We start from the raw sequence: 17,083 nt of genomic DNA, 5'->3' as shown, positions 1-17,083 counted from the left end.
CATGGTGTCCCCCTTCAGCCACTGCCTCTGAGGCTGCGACTTGCGCGGCGCGTCGGCCGAACCGCGGACGCCGTGCGGGCGATCATCGGCCCATGAGCTTGAAGGTCGAACCGCGTTCCGCTACCTCGTCCCGCCGCGCCGACGTCGAGCCGTCGACCGGTGTCGTCGAGGTGCTGGCGGCGGTGACCGGCGTCCGTGATGACACGGGCGACGTGATCGAGCCCGGCGCGTTCACACGCACGCTCAAGGACCGCAGGCCGAAGGTCGTGCTGTCCCACGACTGGAACCGTCCCGTGGGCAAGACCCTGGCGATCAGGGAGCTGATGCCCGGTGATCCCCGGCTGCCCAGGACGACGCACGACGGCCGTCCGTGGCCGAAGGGCGCGGGGGCTCTGTGGGCTCGCTATCAGGCAAACCTGGAGACCGACGACGGCCGCAAGTCGTTCGTGGACGCCAAGTTCTTCGGGCCGGAGGCGGCGTACTCGATCGGGTACGCCGCCCGCCGGACGCGGCAGGTCGGCGGCACCCGCCACATCGAAGACCTGGACCTGTTCGAGTACGGCCCGGTGCTGCACGGCGCGAACACCTTCGCGCGCCTGCTGGCGACGAAGGGCGGCCCGCCCAGCCCGCTGGAGGTCAAGGTCGTGGGCCTGCGCGCCGGCGGCCCGTCGTCGCGGTCGGGCCGTGCCCGGTTGTCGCGCGCCGAGCTGGCGGAGGTGCGGGAGCTGCGGGCGAGTGTGGAGGAGCTGTACGCGGAGGCGTTGGCCGACGACGTGCCGATGGTGGCGGACGCGGACGGGGTGCTGCGGCCGGCGCGGTGCGCGGTGTGCCGGGAGGTGATCCGGGGCGGCGGGGGCGGGCGGTTCGGCAGCACGTTCTACTGCGCGGCGCATGACTGGCGGAGGGCGTGACGGGGACGTGCGGCTTTGGCAGGGTTCTCTCCGTGACTACCGATGACGCGCAAGGGTGGGGCTACCAACTCGACCAGCCGTGGCCGCCGCCGGACACCCCAGGCATCGTCACTGCCGGCGGCCGGACCTTCCATCGTGACGAGGGATGCTCCGGCTACCAGCAGGGCGTCCGCAACTCGATCAAGTACGGCCGCAAGCTCAACCCGGTGGAGCAGGTGACCGCCCGGCAGGCCAAGGAGCGCGGCAAGGGCCGGTGCAGTTTGTGCTGGAGCGAGTACCTGTAGCGGGTCGGCGTGCGCCGACATCGGAGGATCAGCGCGGCCAGAGGTGCCGCAGGATCTCCTCCTTGAGCCGCACCTTCAGCTTGTTCGCGTCGCGCACGTCCTCAACCGCGATGCGGACCACCTGCACGCGGCACCGTGACCACTGGAGGTCGCGGTTGCGGTCGTCCACGTAGCGTCGACCGTCGCGGTGGTGCGGGCCGTCGATCTCGAAGATCAGGGCGCGGCCGTTGCCGATCACCACGCAGTCGGGCGACCAGGTGTGCCCGGCCCGCAGCCGGGCCGCAGGGAGCGGCAGGATCGCGAGGGTGTTGTCCTCGGGTGCCTCCTGCTGAAGCGCGCGGAGCGCTCGGTAGACCTTCAGTTCCTCCTGGCTGCCGAACGTCAGGCCATCCTCGGTGGGGTGGCGCGAGACGTCGCGCTCCCGACGGGCGTGGTTCGACGGCCGTTCGGCGTCGAGTCGAGACTTCAACGTGGTGCGCCAAGCCGAGTCGACGCGCGGGAGTGCAGGACGTGTGACCACGCTCGTCACGTCGCTGTAGCCGTGGCGGCCTGCGACGTAACCGATGGCGTCGGCGATGCGCTGCTTGATCTCGTCGGTGAAGCGGCCGACCAGATGGTCCTCGACTTCGAGGACGGCTGCTTGCAGATACACCCACCAGTCGGTGTCGGTTCGGTAGCCATCGCCCGTGTTTACGAACTCCAGGCTCTGCACGTCCAAGAGCAGTTGGACCGCAACCGTGTCGCCGCGGGCGTCGAGTAACGCGGTGGTCTGCGCGAGGACTAGCTCCTCGCCTTCGAGTTCGTGCCCGTGGTCGTCCGTCATGTCCTCATCATCGCGTGGTGATCACGAGGTGTTCCGTGCGGAGCGTCTGCAACCGGCTGCAATCTGGCTTGTGATAACCTTCCTTATCACAAGTCAGGGAGGCGGCATGGGGACCAGCGTCGAGCGCGTGGACGGCGTCGGGGGAGAGGTCGACCGGCACCGTCCGGCCGACCGGTCGCTCTCCGAATCGACCCGCCGCCGGCTGCGCGAGGCGGTGCCGGACAACACGCGCCGCGCGTACTCGCGGATCGCGGAGGAGTTCGGCGACTGGTGCGCGAGGCACGGCCGCACCCCGCTGCCCGCGACCGCAGAGACCCTGACCGAGTACGTCTCCTACTTGGCCGACGCGGGCAAGGGGGCATCGACCATCGAGCAGGCCGTGGCGGCGATCCGCAGCCTGCACCGCACGGCCGGTCACGCGAACGCCCCCGACACCGAGGGCGCGCGTCTCGTGCTGCGCGCCCACCGCCGTGAACTCGCCGAATCCGGCGAGCGCGCCCGCAAGGCCCCGCCGGTCACCATCGAGTCGCTGCGCCGGATGATCGACGCCTGCGACCCGGCCACGCCTACCGGTCTGCGTGACCGCGTCGTGCTCGTGCTCGGCTTGGCGATGATGGGCCGCCGCAGCGAGCTGGTCGCGCTGGAGCTGTCCGACGTGCGCGAGACCTCCGACGGCCTGGAGGTGCTGGTCCGCAAGTCGAAGACCGACCAGGACGCGCTCGGCGTCGAGGTCGCCATCCCGCGCGGCAGCCACCCCGACACCGACCCGGTCCGTGTGGTGAAGGCGTGGACGGACGCGCTCGCCGAACGTGGCGTCACCAGCGGGCGACTGCTGCGGTCGGTCGACCGGCACGGCCGGATCGGCGGGAACCTGAGCACGAACGCCGTGGCGACGATCGTCAAGGCCGCCGCCGTCCGGGCCGGGCTGCCCGACGCCGAGTCCTACTCGGCGCACTCGCTGCGCGCCGGCGGTGCCACCTCCGCGTACCGGGCCGGGGCGCCGGTCTCGGTGATCGCCGCGCACGGCCGTTGGAAGGAAGGCTCGCCGGTCGTGCTGGGGTATGTGCGCGCCGTGGACAAGTGGAAGGACAACCCGATGCGCGGCGTGGGGCTGTAGCGAACTACGGGATGATCGCCTGCGTGGTCTGCGTCGCCTGCTTGCGACGGAAGGGCCACATGCCCCTGCTGCTGGACGACGACTGCTCGTCCTGCCAGCGCTCCCACAGCATGTCGGCGGCGTCCAACTCCCGGACGAAGTTGTGCCAGGTCCTCCAGTAGTCGTCGAGACCGAGCGGGGGACGTACTTCCATCTCACCTTCGATCATCGCGCAGAGCCATTGGCTCTGGGTCATCGCGCGGGAGTACTGGTGGGCGATCGCAATGGCACCTTCGCTGCTGAGCCTCACGGTAGCCTCGAACAACTCGCGATGCAGCTCTCGGGCCTGGTCGGCTTTCTCCCGGGTTGGCAGTTCCGACTCTCCTCCTCGCGGGGCAGTGAGTGTGCTGCTCAGGCGGTGCCCGAGGATCAGCGCCTCCTGATAGACCGTGCGCGCCCGATCAACCCGTTGCGCCACCGCTTGGCGTAGGAACTGGCGGTCCTGCGACTGGCGGGTGAGCCGCGCGCCGACGAAGACGCCGATGATCGAGCCGAGGCCGACCGCCTTGACCCACTCCAAGACCGCAGACATGAGCAGAACGTACGCCAAGGCCAGGGTGAGGCAGCGAGGTCTGGAGATCGCGCCGGTACGGTCTCGTCCACGCCATTGGGAGGTGCGGATGACGGTGCCCGTCGACATGCCCCGACACGTGTCGATCCTGCGGTGGAGCGCGCTCAGCGTGATCGTGATCGGCGAGCTGACCCTGATCATGGGGCCGCTGCTGTTGATGCCGCTCGGCTGGATGACGAGGCAGAGTGCGGACTGGTGGGGAGCAGCCGGACAGTGGGCTGGCGCGCTCGGCAGCTTCGCCGCTGTGGTCGTCGCTCTGGTGATCGCCAGACGCGGCGCGCGGGACTCCGTCCGGATCGCGGAGCAGGGCGCTCGTGAGATCGAGGCACGGGAACGCCGGCGGCAACGCGCCACGGCCATGCTCGTGCGCGGGGAGTTCGGATTGTTCCAGGGCACCGACCAGGTGGCTGTGATCAACGGCAGCCCGCTGCCCATGGTCGAGGTGCAGATCAAAGAGGTCAAGGGCAACCGGCTCGTTCCGATCTTGCCGCCCTACGGCCCGTGGCCGGTGTGGGCGGTTCTGCCACCGGGCCAGTCGATCTCCATCAAACCGATGTTCGGGCTCGCAGAGGACGGGGTGTTCTACGGCATGGTGGTGAAGTCCACCTACACCGTCGTGATCGAGTTCTCGGACGTCGAGGGGTATCGCTGGCGAAGGGAAGGCGACGGCCTGCCCGAACTGGTCGAGTAGCCGCAGACCGCGAACTGAGCCCGCATGACGCGTTGACCGCCACTGGCTCCCGGACGATCATCGGCGGACCGTCGCTCCGACCGCAGGGGGAACCGCGAGTGAGTCTCGCCAAGTTGAAGAACAACGACCAGGTGCACGCGTACGCGGTGTACCGCGCCGCCGCCGAGGCGATGGCGCAGACGGGCGTGACGGTCGAGGTGAAGTCCGAGCCAGGCCGCTACCGGTTGAAGGTCGCCAGCCGGTTGGTGCAGGTGATCAGCCGCCGGTCCGGTGACTGGCAGATCAAGGACGCGTACAAGCCGCTGGCCCCGGACACCGACGTCGTGATCTTCGTGGACCTGGAGGGCGAGGAGCCGACGTACTACCCGGTGCCGGGCGACTGGTTCCGCCACGACCTCGCAAAGCGCTATGCGGCGTACATGGCGAAGGTGGGTGAGCGGCGGCAGAACCCCGACACTCACCACTACGCGGTCAAGGATTCCTACGTGGTGCGTTGGGAGAGCCGGTGGGACGTGCTGACCGGGTAGCCGAACCGACGGTCGGTCTCGCGGAGCCCGTGGACGGCATCACCGCCAGCGTTGTGCCAGCTCCCGCTCCGCCCGCCGCTCCTCCACCATCCGGGCCACGTCGAGCACCGCGCCGGTCTCTGTCGCCCCGGAGGCCATCGCCTCGATCGCCTTGGTCGGGACGATGTACCGGGTGCGGATCTTCACCGCGGGAAACGCGTCCTCACGGATCGCGCGGTAGAGCGTGGCTGCGTCCACCCGTAACACCTTCGCCGCCTCTCGCACCGTGTAGAACAGCGGCCTGCTCGTCGTGTCGGTCATGGCGGTGGGGTTGCATGGACGGCCGGTCGTGAAAGCAGTTCACGACCGTGTTCACCGGAACGTGTGGTGATCGGCGGGCATCCTCCAGGGCAGGGAGGTGCTGGAATTGAGCAAGTACGGGCCGTTGACCAGGCAGCTCGCCGCGCTGGCCGCTGCCGGCCGCGAAGCGGTGGAGTTCGACTTCACTGAGGTCGCCCGACTTGTGGGCGGTCTGCCACCCACGGCTTACGACGCCCGCCCGTGGTGGGCCAACAGCGCCTCGTCGCAGGGGCGGTCGTGGCGTGACGCCGACTGGCACGTGGCGCGGGTGGACCTCGAACGCCGGCGTGTTCGGTTCGAGCGGGGACCGGCACCTGCCGGTCCGCGCCGTCCGGGCTCGTCCCGGCAGGTGGTGGCGCTCGGAGTCGAGACCGACGCGGCCGACGTCGAGGTGCGGGTGCGCGTGACCTGGGAGCGGGCCGGGCCGGTGCGCCTCGCCAGCAGTGGTGCGTTGGTGTTCCCGACCTTGCCGCGGCTGCCCGGCGTGTACCGGGTCAGCCTGGCGGACGCCTCCGGCCAGGAGACGTCGTCGGTCTATGTGGGCGAGACCGAAGACCTCGACCGGCGGTTTCACCACGGGTACCGCCGTCCCGGTGCGGACCAGCAGACCAACCAGCGGCTTCACGACGAGATGCGAGCCCACCTCGCGAAAGGTGGCGCGGTCACGGTCGCCGTGGCCACCAGCGCGACGATCGACGTCAAGGGCGCGTCCGGTCCGTTGTCGCTGACCCGCAAGACGGCACGGGTCCTCGCCGAGCACGCCGCGTTGGCCTCGATCTACCTCGACGGGAACGCCGTGGTGATCAACCGTGACAAGGACACCGGCTGACGTCACCGGTCCTCAGGCAGAGGCTCGGTGGAGCATCCGCGCCGTCCGGATCGGCATGGCGACCGGATGTCACGGTTGGCAGTGCACCGTGTACTTGGCAGCCGCCTCGGTCTGGACGTCCTCGCTCCCTGCGTCACTGAGCGCGTCCCATTGCAGCGCCAAGCACTCCTCCTCTGAGTACATGCCCGAAGGGCCGCTCCTCGTGGGCTCGTCGTCACCGGAGGTGCTGCACGCAACGAATAACCCGAGCAGCACGGCAATGCCGATGAACGCTCGCATCAGATACCCCGTCGGCTCCTGTAGGCCCCGCCTTTCTGCGGCGGTAGGAAGCTGGAGAGCCTGCCGGAGTGGTCGTGTTTCGCCGACCGGTCGTTACCGTCGCAGCTGCCAGGAAGTGAAATCAGCCTCGGCGGAGGTCGACCCCAGGCCGGATAACGACCCGAACGGCCGGTTCCCAGTGCCCGCGTCCGCGCGCCAGGCTCGACTGATGGGCACACCGACGGACGCCGCGGACGAGGCCGACGACTACTTGGTCAAGGCGCTGGACGCGCGGCAGCGTGCCATGGAGGCGACCGGCGCGGAGCGAGCGGAGCTGCTGGCGCAGGCGACGCTGGACATAGGTGTCGCCACCTTCTTCGAGCTGCGCCGGGCGAACCTGGACACCGAAGCGCACACCGAGGCGTTGACGAAGCACTCCCACTGGATGGCGGAGCATCACAGCGCGTTGACCGGCCACGCGGGTGCGCTGCGAGCGCAGGCAGATGCGATGGGCAACCACGTGAGCGCGTTGGACAGCTTCGAGGTGGCCACCCGGCGGTTGGGGAGCTAAGCCGAAGCACCGCTGGCCTGGCAGGGTGGACGAGGGCTTGCGAAGTGGGTGGTGTCCGTTCGCGGAGGTGACGCGCCCATGACGTTCGAGGTCCGCATGGTCATGCTGTGCCGTGTGCTTGGCGAGCAGCAGGCCGCCGACCCGTGTAGCCCGGAATGGCAAGAGCGACGAACGGCGGATCGATGATCACTGTGCGGTGGCCTGATCGCCACGATGAGCCCGGACTACGGCGACGGATCTGGGAAGTCCTGGACGGTGCCGGCATGAAGGTCGAGCAGTTCAAGCTCGTCCACCGCCCGCTGACCGATCCGGTTGCCCTCGCGGAGACCGCCGACGGGCGCGCCGTCGGGGTGGTTCGGGCCGACTTCCGCCCGGAGCCGTTCAACGAGCGGTTCGGCGAGTTGGCCGGGCTTCCCGGGCCGCGCTGCCTGGTGAACCAGATCGCCGTGTTGCCCACCGAACGCCGGTCGGGCATCGGCAGGCTGCTCATGCACGAGACCGCCCAGGAGGCGCATCGCAGGAGGTGCACCAACATGGCCCTGATAGTCGACTGGTCGACTTCGACGGCGGAGCGGGTCGCGTTCTTCAAACAGTGCGGCCTGCGGTCGCTGGTCCCGACGAGGGACGACGACCTGTATGGCGCGGACGTGGAGACCGTGCTAAGGGTGACCGCCCCGGTGTAGGTGGCGGCCGTGCGCAACATCGGGGTGCGGGACGCGGTGGAAGTGCTTGTCCGGCCCTCATTAAATCGGACTTGCCGAAACCTAATTGGTTTGCTTCGTGTTTGATGACGACTTGAGCAACTTGTCATTGGTTGACGAAAGCATCAAAAATAAACCAAAAACCGCCCCCGTGGCGATCATACCCAGTACTATCCTAGAGCTAAGTCCACCGTTAAGCACTACCGCTAATACTGAAATTGCCAAAAATGCCGATGCAAAGGAAATATATCTAGCCTTGGGTGCCGGGGGAGGTGGAGATATGTCGCGGATGACCACGTTCTCCAACTCTCCTACCGGCCGGAACTCTGGTTTCCCGTCGAGCAGCAGAGTGTAGCGCAGTCGGTGTCGTCGGGTAAGTAAAGCTGGGCCTATGTGCAATGCGGTGCCGACAACCTCCGTACGTGGCTCACGAACGGCCGGACGTCCCGCGTTGACGGTCTTATCCAGCAATGTGAGAATAGGTGCGTCGAATTCCAATTCCAGCGGTGTGCCACCGAATGCGCTCGCCGCGATGTCCACCGCGCCTCGGCTGATCACTTCGACCGTCACTGCGTACGGTGCGGTCAACTCCTGGTCGTCCAGCGACACCGTTAGTTTGCGTCCATCTAGGCCGGGCGTGCTGTTGATCAGCGGCACCGCCGAGTCGACCCACACATACAGGACGCGCCGGGGCCGGGCCGAGCGGAACGTCGCCCACGCTCCCACCACGATCGCCACCACTGCGACCACCACGGCCACGATTGCCCAGAACGTGCCGGTGGTGTACCAGGGCTCTCCCGCTGGCGGCGACTGCTCGGTTAACGGCATTCGGTGATTCAAGCAGGCCGTCACACGGATGATGCGCCGACCTGACCCGGCTACCGCTTGGCGACGGCCGGGCGCGGTGCAAGTCCTTCCCTCCGCCTCCACGCCGCGTCGCACTCCCAGCAGGTGGGGTGCTTGCGGTGTTCGGGAAGCTGCGGGAAGTCCTCGCGAACTAGGGTGACCTCCGCCCCGCACAGGACGGTGATCTCCTCGCCAGGGCGCGGCGGGAACGGGTAGCTCGCCGTGTCGTAGGCGTGCCGCAGTCCGCCGCCGTCGTGCCACAGGTGCCGGGGCATCGGCCACTCCCACCGAGTCGGGCAATCGTTGCAAACGTTGCGTACCCGGTCGCGGTCGTGCCGTAAAGACTCCGGACGGGTGTTGCGAACGTTGCAGACGTGGTGCAGCGACGGCGTTCGGGGCGGCCGTGGCGGATCGTTGCATCCGTGACCAGCGAACTCGTGCCCACGGGTGTGGCCGCGAAGGCGCTCGGCGTCGACCGGGCGACCCTGGTCCGCTGGTGGCAACAGGGCCTCGTCACGCCCACGCTCGTCACGGCGGGCGGCCACGCCCGGTGGGACTTGGACGAGCTGCGCGAGCAGCTTCGGGCGCTGCGCCGACGCGACGAGTAGGCGGCGCGAAGCCTCACCCGAAGGTGTCAACCTGCTCGGACCACCGGTCCCGACCTGCGCAAAAGTCACTCTCGTGGGGATCGCATGGACCAGCGGTCCACAGGGTGGAGGTGTGCGCCGACGACTTGAGGTTCTTCTCCCCGACGACCTGACCAACCGCGAGTACGCGGCCGTCGCCCACGCGACGTGGGCGATGTTGAGCGCGGTGGGAATCGGAGAGGACAGCTCGCTGCGGACGGACGACAAGATCACCGACGCGGAGATGAACTCGGCGTTCGACGCGGACGCGGCGGGCTACCCGTGGTCGCCGTCGTGACGGATCTTGACCGCCTTTGCGAGGATCCAGTTCTGCGTGATTCGAACTCCAAGGCTCCGGTACCACGTGCGATTGCCGCCGGTCTCTTCATCGCAAGTCAGGTCCACGACTCCGTCGATCGGTGTCGGACACTCATCGCGTAACGCACGCACGGTGAACTTGCTGCCGGGCCGTATGTTCTCGAAGATCGGCGGGCGCGTCGGTGATCCGGGCCGGAAGCTCAAGCCCAAGTATTCGCCGCCCACGTTCGCGGCGACGCGGGCGAGCACGGGGCCACTGATCATCTTGACGGTGACCTCGACGAACATGCCGTCATGTTCCGGCAACAAGACCTCGGCTCGTTCGATCTCGAACGTCGGCCCGTCACGTGCTTCGCGTTCGGCTCGTGAATCGTCGAGTTGCGCGTGCATGATCTCGACCTGGCGTTGCGCTGCTTGGGCCTGCTGCTCGGCGGCTGCCGCGCTGCGTTGGGCTTCTCCGACGGCCCGCTCGGCGGCCCTGGCCTGTCGCTTCGCCGAGTTGGCGTTGCCCAGCGCGATGAACGCTGCGATCAGCGCCACGGCGACGGCGAACCAGGCCGCCGCGTCTCCGACCTCCACCCCTGCCCCCTTGTCTCGCCGAGTCGGCTCGGCGCGTCTTCGAGCCGGACAGCAGGGTAAGGCAGCAAGCCGGGAGATCGCGTCTACCTAGGCGTCCATGATATTCACTGCCCGCCGATTGCCGGGTGTATCAGCTGCACCTCCACCGGAGGCAGTATCCACCTACGGCCCTCCGGCGCTTCGCAGGTGAGCTGCACCAGCAGGGTCGTGGAAGGCAGCTTCCCTGTGAGGTCGACCCACACGACGGCAGAGCCACCTGCCGTGAGGCCGGAGCGGATGATGCTCCGGCCGCCACGGATTTTCGAGTCAGGTGCTCCGGCGACTCCGGCGACGTCCTTGCCTTCGACGTTGATGGTGAGGGAACTCAGGTCGGCCCCCGATACCATCGCCACGTCGAGACGGATCGTTGTCTGTCCTGTGAACTGCTCAGGTCCCACGATCTTGAACTGGGGGCGGTCCTTTTCCTCGCGCTGTTCCGCGATCTGCTCACGCATGATCGCCACCTGTTGTTCGGCTGCCGCCGCGCTTCGCCGTGCTTGCTCGACGCCCGCCTCTGCGGCCTCGCGAGCCTTTCTCGCCTCGTCGGCCTGCTGGAGCGCCGCGGCGGCCTGTGTTCTCGCCGCTGCGACCTGCCGACTGGCGAACACGGCCGCGACTACCGCGACCGCCATCGAACCGAGCGCCACGACGGCCGCGACCCACGCGGGAACATCTCCGAAGTCCACCCTGCCCCCTTGCCTCGCCGAGTCGACCCGGCGCGTTATTGGTGGAGGGAGGGTACGCGCACCCTCCGACACAACGGGCCGCACGACAACGGGGTGGATGGAACGACGAGCCACGACATCGCGATGATGCCGACGTGACCGACGAGCCTCCCGCCCCGTTACCCCGCCCCACCCCGCCTGCCCCTGAGAACGCGAAGCCCCGGCCCCGGTTGCCGCGGTGGCCGGTTCCGGTGGTCGCGGTGCTCGTGGCAGCCGCCACCGTGGCCGCGCTGGTGGTGCTGTGGCGATGGATCGACGGCCTCGCCTTGGCTGACGCCGACAAGCGGGCGACCGCGCAGCTCGACGCGCTGAAGCTCGCCGCGTCGATCGTCGTGGGTGGCGGCGGGCTGTTCGCCCTGTACCTGGCCGTCCGCCGGCAGCGCACGCAGGAGATGGAGTTGGACGCCCGGCACGCCGAGCTGGCTCAACGGGACCGGGTGCAGGCCCACGTCGAGCAGGTCGCCGACACCAACCGGCTGCACGCCGAGCGGGTTGCCGACGACGCCCGTGTGCATGCCGAGGCCCAACGCATCACGGAGCTGTACGCCAAGTCCGCCGAACAGCTCGGCTCTGAGAAAGCCCCGGTCCGGTTAGCCGGGCTGTACGCCCTGGAGCGGCTGGCGCAGGACAATCCGCACCAGCGGCAGACGGTGGTCAACGTGCTCTGCGCCTACCTGCGGATGCCGTACACACTGCCCGGTGATCCGCCCGCCGAGGACGCCGACGAGCAGACCCGTGCCCGCTACGCCGAGCGGGTGCAGGAGCGCGAAGTGCGGCTCACCGCCCAACGCATCCTCGCCGCACACCTGCGCATTCCACGGGGCTACTCCACCCCGAAAATCGAAACTTTCTGGCCACACATTGACTTAGACCTCACCGGCGCTACTCTCGTGAACTTCGATCTGTCGGAATGTGAACTTCACGATGCATCGTTCGTTGGAGCGCTGTTCGTCGGAGAGGCGAAGTTCACTAATGCGGAGTTTGTCAAGAGTGTAGAATTTAATGGCGCGGCGTTTTTCGGAAATGCGGGTTTTGACGGCGCGAAGTTTGGCGGGTACGCCCGATTCGGTCAGGTGAGGTTCGGCGGAATCGCAGCGTTCGGCGGCGCTCAATTCGGTGCGAGTGCCTGGTTCGATGGAGCGACGTTTGTTGGATGTTCTCAGTTCGAACGTGCAAAATTCACCAGTACTGCTGGATTTGACGATGTAGTTTTCGTCGAGACAGCTGGATTTCGCGACGTGGCGTTTAACGAAGATGCCCACTTCTATAAGGCAGTGTTTGTTGGAAGTGTCGCGGATGACGGGTTCCTCTGGTTCCACGGCACTGCCTGGTTTAATGGGGCTAAGTTCGCTGGAGACGTCGTGTTCGACGAGGCTGTAATCGGCCATAAGATGCCGGATCCTTCTTACTGGCCGGACGGGTGGCGACCCACCGACGAGCACGGCCCAATCGAAGGCCGCAAGGGCACCTGGCACCGCCTTGTCGCGGTCAGTTCTGACACCGCGGATGAAGACGGGGACGAGCCGACTAGCACCTCATGATCCAAGGCTGTCCTCTCCGATACGACGAGCCGCCCCGGCGACGTGCCCAGGGCGGCCCGGTGGGTGGTGCGGGTCAGGGCGCGCACACCGCCGACGGCGGAGCGGTCACGGTGCTGTCGGGCATCGTGGACGCCGCGCCGAGCACGTACGCGATGGCGCACGCGGCGGCGGCGAGCATGATCCACCTGCCGGGCCGGAACTCGCTGGTGCGGGTGATGACGGGCATGGGGCTCCTCCGGAGGTTCGGTGCGCGGGGTTCCGGCGGACGCCGGGGGAAGATCGGGCGGAGTTAGCCTGGCGAGGTCGGGTTAGGTTCTTCACTCGCCCGCAACTGGACCTGTGAGCTGCGGAAAGTTAGGGAGTTAGCCCGTGGCGGGCCGCCCGGAGCGCCCCTCCGGAGACCCCGTGGCGGGGTGCTGCGGAGGGGCGGGCGGCTAACTCATTCGGGCTCGTCGTCGAGGTCGGCGGTGGCGGCGCGGGCGAGGGCTGCGCGGACGGCTTCGGGGCGGACGGGCCAGCGGTTGCCGGTGCTGGGGACCTTCACGCCGAGCGTGGCGAGGCGTGCGACGAGGGCTTTGCCGGTGAGGGTGCGGTAGGGCTGCCAGTCGGGGGCGTGGTGGGCGAGCAGGGCGGGCACGTCGGCGGCCGGGACGGGGTCGGTGTTGAGCACCGCGTCCAAGTCCTCCAGCAGGTCTCGGGCGGCGGGCGCGACGGGGCGTGCGTTGCCGCCGACGGCGACGGCGGTGTGCACGTGCCGCATGGCGCGGGCGATGACGTCGGTGGCGGCGTCCCAGCCGGCGTCGTCGTCCACGGGCACGAAGAACGAGCGCAGGATCTCGAAGCGTTCGCTGGTCGCGCCGGTCAGCAGCGAGGTGCCCCGGTCCTTGCCGGGGCGCAGCTCGGTGGCGCGGATGCCGGCCTGGAACGAGCCGTCGCCGAGGAAGCCGTCGTTGGAGCGCCACGTCTTGACCGCGAAGCAGGCGTTGAGCCGGACCAGCTCCACGATCTTGGGCGGGATGGCGTCGGCGCGGCTGGACTGGGTGTCGAAGCCGAGGGTGATCGCGGTCTTGCGGGCGCGGCGCAGGATCTGCACGGCGTGGTCGGCGGCGGGCTTGCCGTGCTCCTCGTGCCCGAACAGCTCGTGGCACTCGGAGAACAGCGCCACGATCGGCCGCAGGTCCGGGTGCTTCTCCGCCAGCCCGCGGGTGACCTTCTTCGCGCCCAACTCCGCCAGCCGCGCCTCGCGCCGGCCGACCTCGTCGTACAGCTCGCGCAGCGAGTCCAGGGCGGCCTCGGCGACGTCGTCGCCCGTGCCGCGCCGGTAGCGGGCCAGCCTGGGGGTGTAGGCGTCGAAGTCGCCGTTGCCGGCGAAGACGAACACCCACAGCTCGGCGAGCGGGTCCAGCGCCGCGCCAAGCATCATCACCCGGGCGGCGTTAGACTTGCCCTGGCCCATCATGCCGCCGAAGACGATGTTGGACTCGACCAGCGGCGGGGCGATGACGTCGCCGCGCTGCGAGACCCCGAGCGGGACGCCGGCGAACACGTCGCCCGTTCCCGCGTGCAGCAGCGGGTACTCCGGGGCGGCCTTGGTGGTGGAGCCTGTGTCGGCGACCCACAGGTCCACGAACCCGGCGCGCTCGTGCGCGGAGGGCCACACCTCGACCGGGTCGCGGTGCAGGTTGCGGGCCAGCACGGCGCGCTTGTCGACGATCATGTCCGGGGTGACGCCCATCGGCAGGCTGAGCACGGCCTGGTAGCCCCGGTTGTTGACCCGCACGGGCGGGGTGGCGAACTCGACGCTCCAGCCGTCCTTGAGGGCCTTGTTCAGCGGGGCGATGCCCAGGTGGGCCAGGGCCTGCGCGATGCCGCCGGGGGTGACGATCGCGCTGGGCTCCTCGCGCAGTCCCGGGGCGACCGCCCACGTCGGGAGGGTGCCGCCGGCGCGGCCCGCGCGCCACGCGGCGAGCAGCCAGGCCGGGGCCGCGCCCCACACCACGGCGTGGATCGCGACGACGGCCAGGGTCACCAGCACGTCGCCGACGCCGGCCAGGAACGACCACCAGGTGCGCCAGTCCCAGCCGCCCGTGTCGAGCTGGAGCGCCACGCCCATCAGCGTGGCCAGCCCGAGCAGCGCGACGACCGCGACCAGCACGACCACCAGCACGCTGCGCAGGGTGCGGGGCAGCTCGCGTACCCGCTGGTGACGGGCGGCCTTCACCGCCAGCAGCTTGTCCGTCCACACGGCCAGCGCCTCGGAGTCCCCGACCTCGCGCGCCCGGCGGATCTGCTCCCGGATCGCGCCGTGGACGACCGCGTCCAACGCGCGACGCCCGAGCACCGCGTGACCCCGGCCGACCTGCCACGCCGCCCGCGCCGCCACGCGCCCGGCGCGGCGGGACCACCCCTCACCGCCGCCGTCGGTGTCGGGCTTCACCGGCCACGCCGACTCGGCGGGTGGCTCGTCGGCCAGCAGCTCGGCGTCGAACACCTTCGGCTCGACCTCGCCAGCCCCGGCCGGCGTGACCGGCCTCGGCCCGCCAGTGGGCGGCTCGGTGCTCGGGAACGGGATCAACTCGCCGCCCATCTCGTCCAACTCCTCCCGCTCCTGGTGTGCACGTTCAGCCACGGCCGGCCACCTCCCCGGCGACGGCCGCCAGGCGCGGCCTGGTGGCGTCGGCGAGCACCCGGCGGGCCTGGTGCTCGGTGATCCCCAGCTCCTTCGCCAACCTGGTGCGGCCGACCTGGCGGCCCTCCTGGCGGGCGGTCGCCAGCACGGCGCGGGCACGCTCCACCAGGTCCGCCGGGTCGACCTCCGCCGGCCGGCGCGGGGCCTGGCGCGGCACGCTCACCGGGTGCTCGCCAACCTGGCGAACCGGCTCGGCGCTCACCTGGTGGGCCTGGTGAGCGGGCTCCTGGTCGACTTGGTGGGCGTCGTCGCCGGGCTCCGCCAGGTGGGCCGGTCCGGGCTGGTCACCAGGCTGGTGGGCATCCTCACCAGGTGCCTGGTGGGCCATGTCCGCCAGGTCCTCGCCGGCCTGGTGCGCCGGGTGGTTGCCAATCTGGTGCACCAGGTCGCCCGCCAGGTGCGCCGGGGCCGGCGTCGCCAGGTCGGCGGGTGCCTCACCGGGTGCGCCGGCCTGGCGCGCCAGGTCCGCCGCCAGCCCGGCGAACGCCCGCTGGTAGGCCCCGGCCGCCTCGGTGGCGACCCACAGCAGCACCGGGCCGACCGCGTGCAGGGCGATGCCCACGCCGTCGCCCTTCAAGGCGCTGGGCGCGACGTTCAGGCCGAGGGTCACCAGGCCGGTGACCGCCCGCAGCGCAACGCCCCACCCGGTGGAGCGGCCGTGCTGGGCGAGCACCCGGTCACCGACCAGCGCCAGCACCAGGGCCGCGTCCACGGCCGGGGGCAGCATCCACGCCGACCACGGCGGGATGCCCTGCTGCACCAGCCACGGCGTCACGGTCAGCAGCCCGTAGATCATCACCACGCCCGCGATCACCCACGTGGCCCCGGCGATCACCCGGCCCGTGCGCTCCAGGCGCTGTGCGTCCGTGTTCACCGGCCACCGTCGATCCGGGCGGCCAGCTCGGCTGCCTGCGTGAGCAGCCCGGCCAGCTCCGCGGCGCGCTGGGAGGTCATCAGACCGGGGTCGTCGCTGGTGCCCGTGGCGACGCGGCGCACGTCGACCGCCGCGACCCCGGGCAGGTAGGTCAGGGATTCCTCGCCGACGACGGCGTGCAGCCGCTGGAGCACCCGCACCACCAGGTGGTCAGCGCCGTCCGGGAGCAGCAGGACGCGGCCGACTTCGGCGACGTGGGCCAGGCGGCCCTCGGACATGCGGATCGTCTCGTCGGCCCACTCCGGGGTGTCGGGGCGGGCGGCGGGGGTGAGGTGCGCGGCGCGCTTGGTCCCGCTCATCGGGCACCCCCCGACCGGGCCGGGGCGCAGCGCGGGCACGGCGTGGACCGGGTGCGGTCCTCGTCCAGCCACACCACGCGGGCGCTGATCGGGTCGCCGGGGCGGGCGTCGCAACCGCCGCACTCCGCCGGGACCGCCGAGCGCCCACCGGGCGCGCTCGGCGAAGGGCGGTTCTTTGGACGGTTAAGGGAAGGATCGGGTGCAGTGCTTGCACCCCGTGAGGTCGCTGTTTGCACCCCGTAGCGCGGAGTTTGCACCCCGTGCCCGTTAGCGGGGCGCAGACTCTGCACCCCGTCGGCCGAGTTGTCCACAGCCCCCTCGGAGCGGTGCACCGCGAGGTCCCAGCCGCGCGGCCGACGGTCGGAGCGCTTCACGTACGCGGCGACGATTTCCGGGTCGGACGGGCCGATCAGCTCCAGCTCCTCCAGGGAGCGCAGCGCGTACTGGACCGACCGCTCCGACAGCCTCGTGTACCGGACGAGGGTGGAGACGGCGGGGAAAGCGTTGCGCCCGAACGGATCGGCGTGGTTCGCCAGACCCAACAGGACGACGGCCAGCGACGAGGCGTCGCGACGGTCGCGGGGGATCGGGGCGCGGTTCAGCGCCCACGTGATCGCTTCGAGGCTCACGGGCTCACCGCCGAGCGGTGTGCGTGCCGTGCGTCGAACCTGGTTGACGTGATGGGAAGATCCGTCACGGGTCTCGTCCTCCTGCGCGAGGTCGAGATCAAGGTCCGTCGGGGTGTCCTACCACCTCGGCGGGCCGCCTGATCTCACCGGATAACCTGGCGCAGTACGTTTCGAGACGATCTGGGTTTTCCCTGCTC

General features: G+C 69.7%; 23 protein-coding genes. 11 read left to right on the top strand and 12 right to left on the bottom strand.

The window, feature by feature from the left end:
• The first annotated feature begins 92 nt into the window (after positions 1 to 92).
• Both EDD40_RS13695 and EDD40_RS13690 read left to right on the top strand, forming a co-directional pair.
• Positions 93 to 911, top strand: a complete 819-nt coding sequence (locus EDD40_RS13695) for an HK97 family phage prohead protease (protein ID WP_123743242.1) — start codon at positions 93 to 95, stop codon at positions 909 to 911.
• 32 nt (positions 912 to 943) lie between these two features.
• Positions 944 to 1,195, top strand: a complete 252-nt coding sequence (locus tag EDD40_RS13690; RefSeq protein ID WP_148088791.1) for a hypothetical protein — start codon at positions 944 to 946, stop codon at positions 1,193 to 1,195.
• 28 nt (positions 1,196 to 1,223) lie between these two features.
• Here the strand turns inward: EDD40_RS13690 and EDD40_RS13685 are convergent, their stop codons facing one another.
• The gene (locus EDD40_RS13685) at positions 1,224 to 2,018 is read right to left on the bottom strand and encodes a hypothetical protein (RefSeq protein ID WP_123743240.1); all 795 of its coding nucleotides are present in this window, start codon (positions 2,016 to 2,018) and stop codon (positions 1,224 to 1,226) included.
• Positions 2,019 to 2,124: 106 nt separating this feature from the next.
• Here EDD40_RS13685 and EDD40_RS13680 point away from each other — a divergent pair, with 106 nt between their 5' ends.
• Positions 2,125 to 3,135, top strand: a complete 1,011-nt coding sequence (locus EDD40_RS13680; RefSeq protein ID WP_170185064.1) for a site-specific integrase — start codon at positions 2,125 to 2,127, stop codon at positions 3,133 to 3,135.
• A gap of 4 nt (positions 3,136 to 3,139) precedes the next feature.
• On the opposite strand, the gene EDD40_RS13675 is transcribed toward EDD40_RS13680, so the two are convergent.
• Positions 3,140 to 3,706 (bottom strand): hypothetical protein, encoded by a 567-nt coding sequence (locus EDD40_RS13675; RefSeq protein ID WP_148088790.1) that lies wholly within the window; start codon positions 3,704 to 3,706, stop codon positions 3,140 to 3,142.
• An 88-nt stretch (positions 3,707 to 3,794) separates the two neighbouring features.
• On the opposite strand from EDD40_RS13675, the gene EDD40_RS13670 reads away from it, so the two are divergent.
• Together EDD40_RS13670 and EDD40_RS13665 are read left to right on the top strand one after the other, a co-directional pair.
• Complete coding sequence (locus EDD40_RS13670; protein ID WP_148088789.1) at positions 3,795 to 4,436, top strand: hypothetical protein; 642 nt, start codon at positions 3,795 to 3,797, stop codon at positions 4,434 to 4,436.
• Between the two features lie 98 nt (positions 4,437 to 4,534).
• Positions 4,535 to 4,963 (top strand): hypothetical protein, encoded by a 429-nt coding sequence (locus tag EDD40_RS13665; RefSeq protein WP_123743236.1) that lies wholly within the window; start codon positions 4,535 to 4,537, stop codon positions 4,961 to 4,963.
• A 39-nt stretch (positions 4,964 to 5,002) separates the two neighbouring features.
• Here the strand turns inward: EDD40_RS13665 and EDD40_RS13660 are convergent, their stop codons facing one another.
• Positions 5,003 to 5,263 carry a helix-turn-helix domain-containing protein gene (locus EDD40_RS13660; RefSeq protein ID WP_123743235.1) on the bottom strand — a complete coding sequence of 87 codons (261 nt, stop codon included), beginning with the start codon at positions 5,261 to 5,263 and terminating at the stop codon, positions 5,003 to 5,005.
• Positions 5,264 to 5,369: 106 nt separating this feature from the next.
• Here EDD40_RS13660 and EDD40_RS13655 point away from each other — a divergent pair, with 106 nt between their 5' ends.
• The 3 genes from EDD40_RS13655 (at position 5,370) to EDD40_RS13640 (ending at position 7,643) form a co-directional block, all read left to right on the top strand.
• Positions 5,370 to 6,131 (top strand): DUF7662 domain-containing protein, encoded by a 762-nt coding sequence (locus tag EDD40_RS13655; protein WP_123743234.1) that lies wholly within the window; start codon positions 5,370 to 5,372, stop codon positions 6,129 to 6,131.
• A 487-nt stretch (positions 6,132 to 6,618) separates the two neighbouring features.
• Positions 6,619 to 6,960, top strand: a complete 342-nt coding sequence (locus EDD40_RS13645; protein WP_123743232.1) for a hypothetical protein — start codon at positions 6,619 to 6,621, stop codon at positions 6,958 to 6,960.
• Between the two features lie 263 nt (positions 6,961 to 7,223).
• The gene (locus EDD40_RS13640; RefSeq protein ID WP_170185063.1) at positions 7,224 to 7,643 is read left to right on the top strand and encodes a GNAT family N-acetyltransferase; all 420 of its coding nucleotides are present in this window, start codon (positions 7,224 to 7,226) and stop codon (positions 7,641 to 7,643) included.
• Positions 7,644 to 7,724: 81 nt separating this feature from the next.
• Here the strand turns inward: EDD40_RS13640 and EDD40_RS41010 are convergent, their stop codons facing one another.
• Both EDD40_RS41010 and EDD40_RS13630 read right to left on the bottom strand, forming a co-directional pair.
• The gene (locus EDD40_RS41010) at positions 7,725 to 8,420 is read right to left on the bottom strand and encodes a hypothetical protein (RefSeq protein ID WP_148088788.1); all 696 of its coding nucleotides are present in this window, start codon (positions 8,418 to 8,420) and stop codon (positions 7,725 to 7,727) included.
• Positions 8,421 to 8,539: 119 nt separating this feature from the next.
• Positions 8,540 to 8,782 carry an HC3 family zinc finger protein gene (locus tag EDD40_RS13630; protein WP_123743229.1) on the bottom strand — a complete coding sequence of 81 codons (243 nt, stop codon included), beginning with the start codon at positions 8,780 to 8,782 and terminating at the stop codon, positions 8,540 to 8,542.
• Positions 8,783 to 8,929: 147 nt separating this feature from the next.
• Here EDD40_RS13630 and EDD40_RS13625 point away from each other — a divergent pair, with 147 nt between their 5' ends.
• A complete protein-coding gene (locus EDD40_RS13625; RefSeq protein WP_123743228.1) occupies positions 8,930 to 9,115 on the top strand; it encodes a MerR family transcriptional regulator in 186 nt (61 codons plus the stop codon).
• A 112-nt stretch (positions 9,116 to 9,227) separates the two neighbouring features.
• Entirely contained in the window at positions 9,228 to 9,431 is a 204-nt protein-coding gene (locus tag EDD40_RS13620) for a hypothetical protein (protein ID WP_123743227.1), read from the top strand.
• On the opposite strand, the gene EDD40_RS13615 is transcribed toward EDD40_RS13620, so the two are convergent.
• Positions 9,410 to 10,030, bottom strand: coding sequence for a hypothetical protein (locus EDD40_RS13615; RefSeq protein WP_123743226.1), 621 nt, complete (start codon positions 10,028 to 10,030; stop codon positions 9,410 to 9,412). The two genes, EDD40_RS13620 and EDD40_RS13615, sit on opposite strands and share 22 nt — an antisense overlap.
• 104 nt (positions 10,031 to 10,134) lie before the next feature.
• Positions 10,135 to 10,755: a hypothetical protein gene (locus EDD40_RS13610; RefSeq protein WP_123743225.1), complete on the bottom strand. Its 621-nt coding sequence runs from the start codon at positions 10,753 to 10,755 to the stop codon at positions 10,135 to 10,137.
• A 230-nt stretch (positions 10,756 to 10,985) separates the two neighbouring features.
• Between EDD40_RS13610 and EDD40_RS13605 the strand changes: the two genes are divergently transcribed.
• The gene (locus EDD40_RS13605) at positions 10,986 to 12,335 is read left to right on the top strand and encodes a pentapeptide repeat-containing protein (RefSeq protein WP_123743224.1); all 1,350 of its coding nucleotides are present in this window, start codon (positions 10,986 to 10,988) and stop codon (positions 12,333 to 12,335) included.
• Between the two features lie 73 nt (positions 12,336 to 12,408).
• On the opposite strand, the gene EDD40_RS41675 is transcribed toward EDD40_RS13605, so the two are convergent.
• The 5 genes from EDD40_RS41675 to EDD40_RS13585 form a co-directional block, all read right to left on the bottom strand.
• Positions 12,409 to 12,561: a hypothetical protein gene (locus tag EDD40_RS41675; RefSeq protein ID WP_170185062.1), complete on the bottom strand. Its 153-nt coding sequence runs from the start codon at positions 12,559 to 12,561 to the stop codon at positions 12,409 to 12,411.
• A gap of 213 nt (positions 12,562 to 12,774) precedes the next feature.
• Positions 12,775 to 14,964 (bottom strand): cell division protein FtsK, encoded by a 2,190-nt coding sequence (locus EDD40_RS13600; RefSeq protein ID WP_148088787.1) that lies wholly within the window; start codon positions 14,962 to 14,964, stop codon positions 12,775 to 12,777.
• On the bottom strand, positions 14,957 to 15,898 hold the full coding sequence (locus EDD40_RS13595; RefSeq protein WP_123743222.1) for a hypothetical protein: 942 nt from the start codon (positions 15,896 to 15,898) through the stop codon (positions 14,957 to 14,959). The genes EDD40_RS13600 and EDD40_RS13595 overlap by 8 nt, the downstream gene beginning before the upstream one ends.
• Positions 15,895 to 16,257, bottom strand: a complete 363-nt coding sequence (locus tag EDD40_RS13590; protein ID WP_148088786.1) for a hypothetical protein — start codon at positions 16,255 to 16,257, stop codon at positions 15,895 to 15,897. Before EDD40_RS13590 ends, EDD40_RS13595 begins: the two co-directional genes overlap by 4 nt.
• Complete coding sequence (locus tag EDD40_RS13585; RefSeq protein WP_123743220.1) at positions 16,254 to 16,886, bottom strand: helix-turn-helix domain-containing protein; 633 nt, start codon at positions 16,884 to 16,886, stop codon at positions 16,254 to 16,256. Before EDD40_RS13585 ends, EDD40_RS13590 begins: the two co-directional genes overlap by 4 nt.
• Positions 16,887 to 17,083 lie beyond the last annotated feature (197 nt).

This window comes from Saccharothrix texasensis (assembly GCF_003752005.1).
Classification (GTDB): domain Bacteria; phylum Actinomycetota; class Actinomycetes; order Mycobacteriales; family Pseudonocardiaceae; genus Actinosynnema; species Actinosynnema texasense.
The sequence above is the reverse complement of the archived record's forward strand: the minus strand, read 5'-3'. Positions and strand labels throughout refer to the sequence as shown.

Bases quoted from the DNA above. Each gene is read 5' to 3' on its own strand.
- EDD40_RS13660 (WP_123743235.1), bottom strand. From the start codon at position 5,263: ATGACCGACACGACGAGCAGGCCGCTGTTCTACACGGTGCGAGAGGCG.
- EDD40_RS13590 (WP_148088786.1), bottom strand. From the start codon at position 16,257: ATGAGCGGGACCAAGCGCGCCGCGCACCTCACCCCCGCCGCCCGCCCC.
- EDD40_RS13630 (WP_123743229.1), bottom strand. From the start codon at position 8,782: ATGCCCCGGCACCTGTGGCACGACGGCGGCGGACTGCGGCACGCCTAC.
- EDD40_RS13680 (WP_170185064.1), top strand. From the start codon at position 2,125: ATGGGGACCAGCGTCGAGCGCGTGGACGGCGTCGGGGGAGAGGTCGAC.
- EDD40_RS13640 (WP_170185063.1), top strand. From the start codon at position 7,224: ATGAAGGTCGAGCAGTTCAAGCTCGTCCACCGCCCGCTGACCGATCCG.
- EDD40_RS13695 (WP_123743242.1), top strand. From the start codon at position 93: ATGAGCTTGAAGGTCGAACCGCGTTCCGCTACCTCGTCCCGCCGCGCC.
- EDD40_RS41675 (WP_170185062.1), bottom strand. From the start codon at position 12,561: ATGCCCGTCATCACCCGCACCAGCGAGTTCCGGCCCGGCAGGTGGATC.
- EDD40_RS13645 (WP_123743232.1), top strand. From the start codon at position 6,619: ATGGGCACACCGACGGACGCCGCGGACGAGGCCGACGACTACTTGGTC.
- EDD40_RS13685 (WP_123743240.1), bottom strand. From the start codon at position 2,018: ATGACGGACGACCACGGGCACGAACTCGAAGGCGAGGAGCTAGTCCTC.
- EDD40_RS13670 (WP_148088789.1), top strand. From the start codon at position 3,795: ATGACGGTGCCCGTCGACATGCCCCGACACGTGTCGATCCTGCGGTGG.
- EDD40_RS13675 (WP_148088790.1), bottom strand. From the start codon at position 3,706: ATGTCTGCGGTCTTGGAGTGGGTCAAGGCGGTCGGCCTCGGCTCGATC.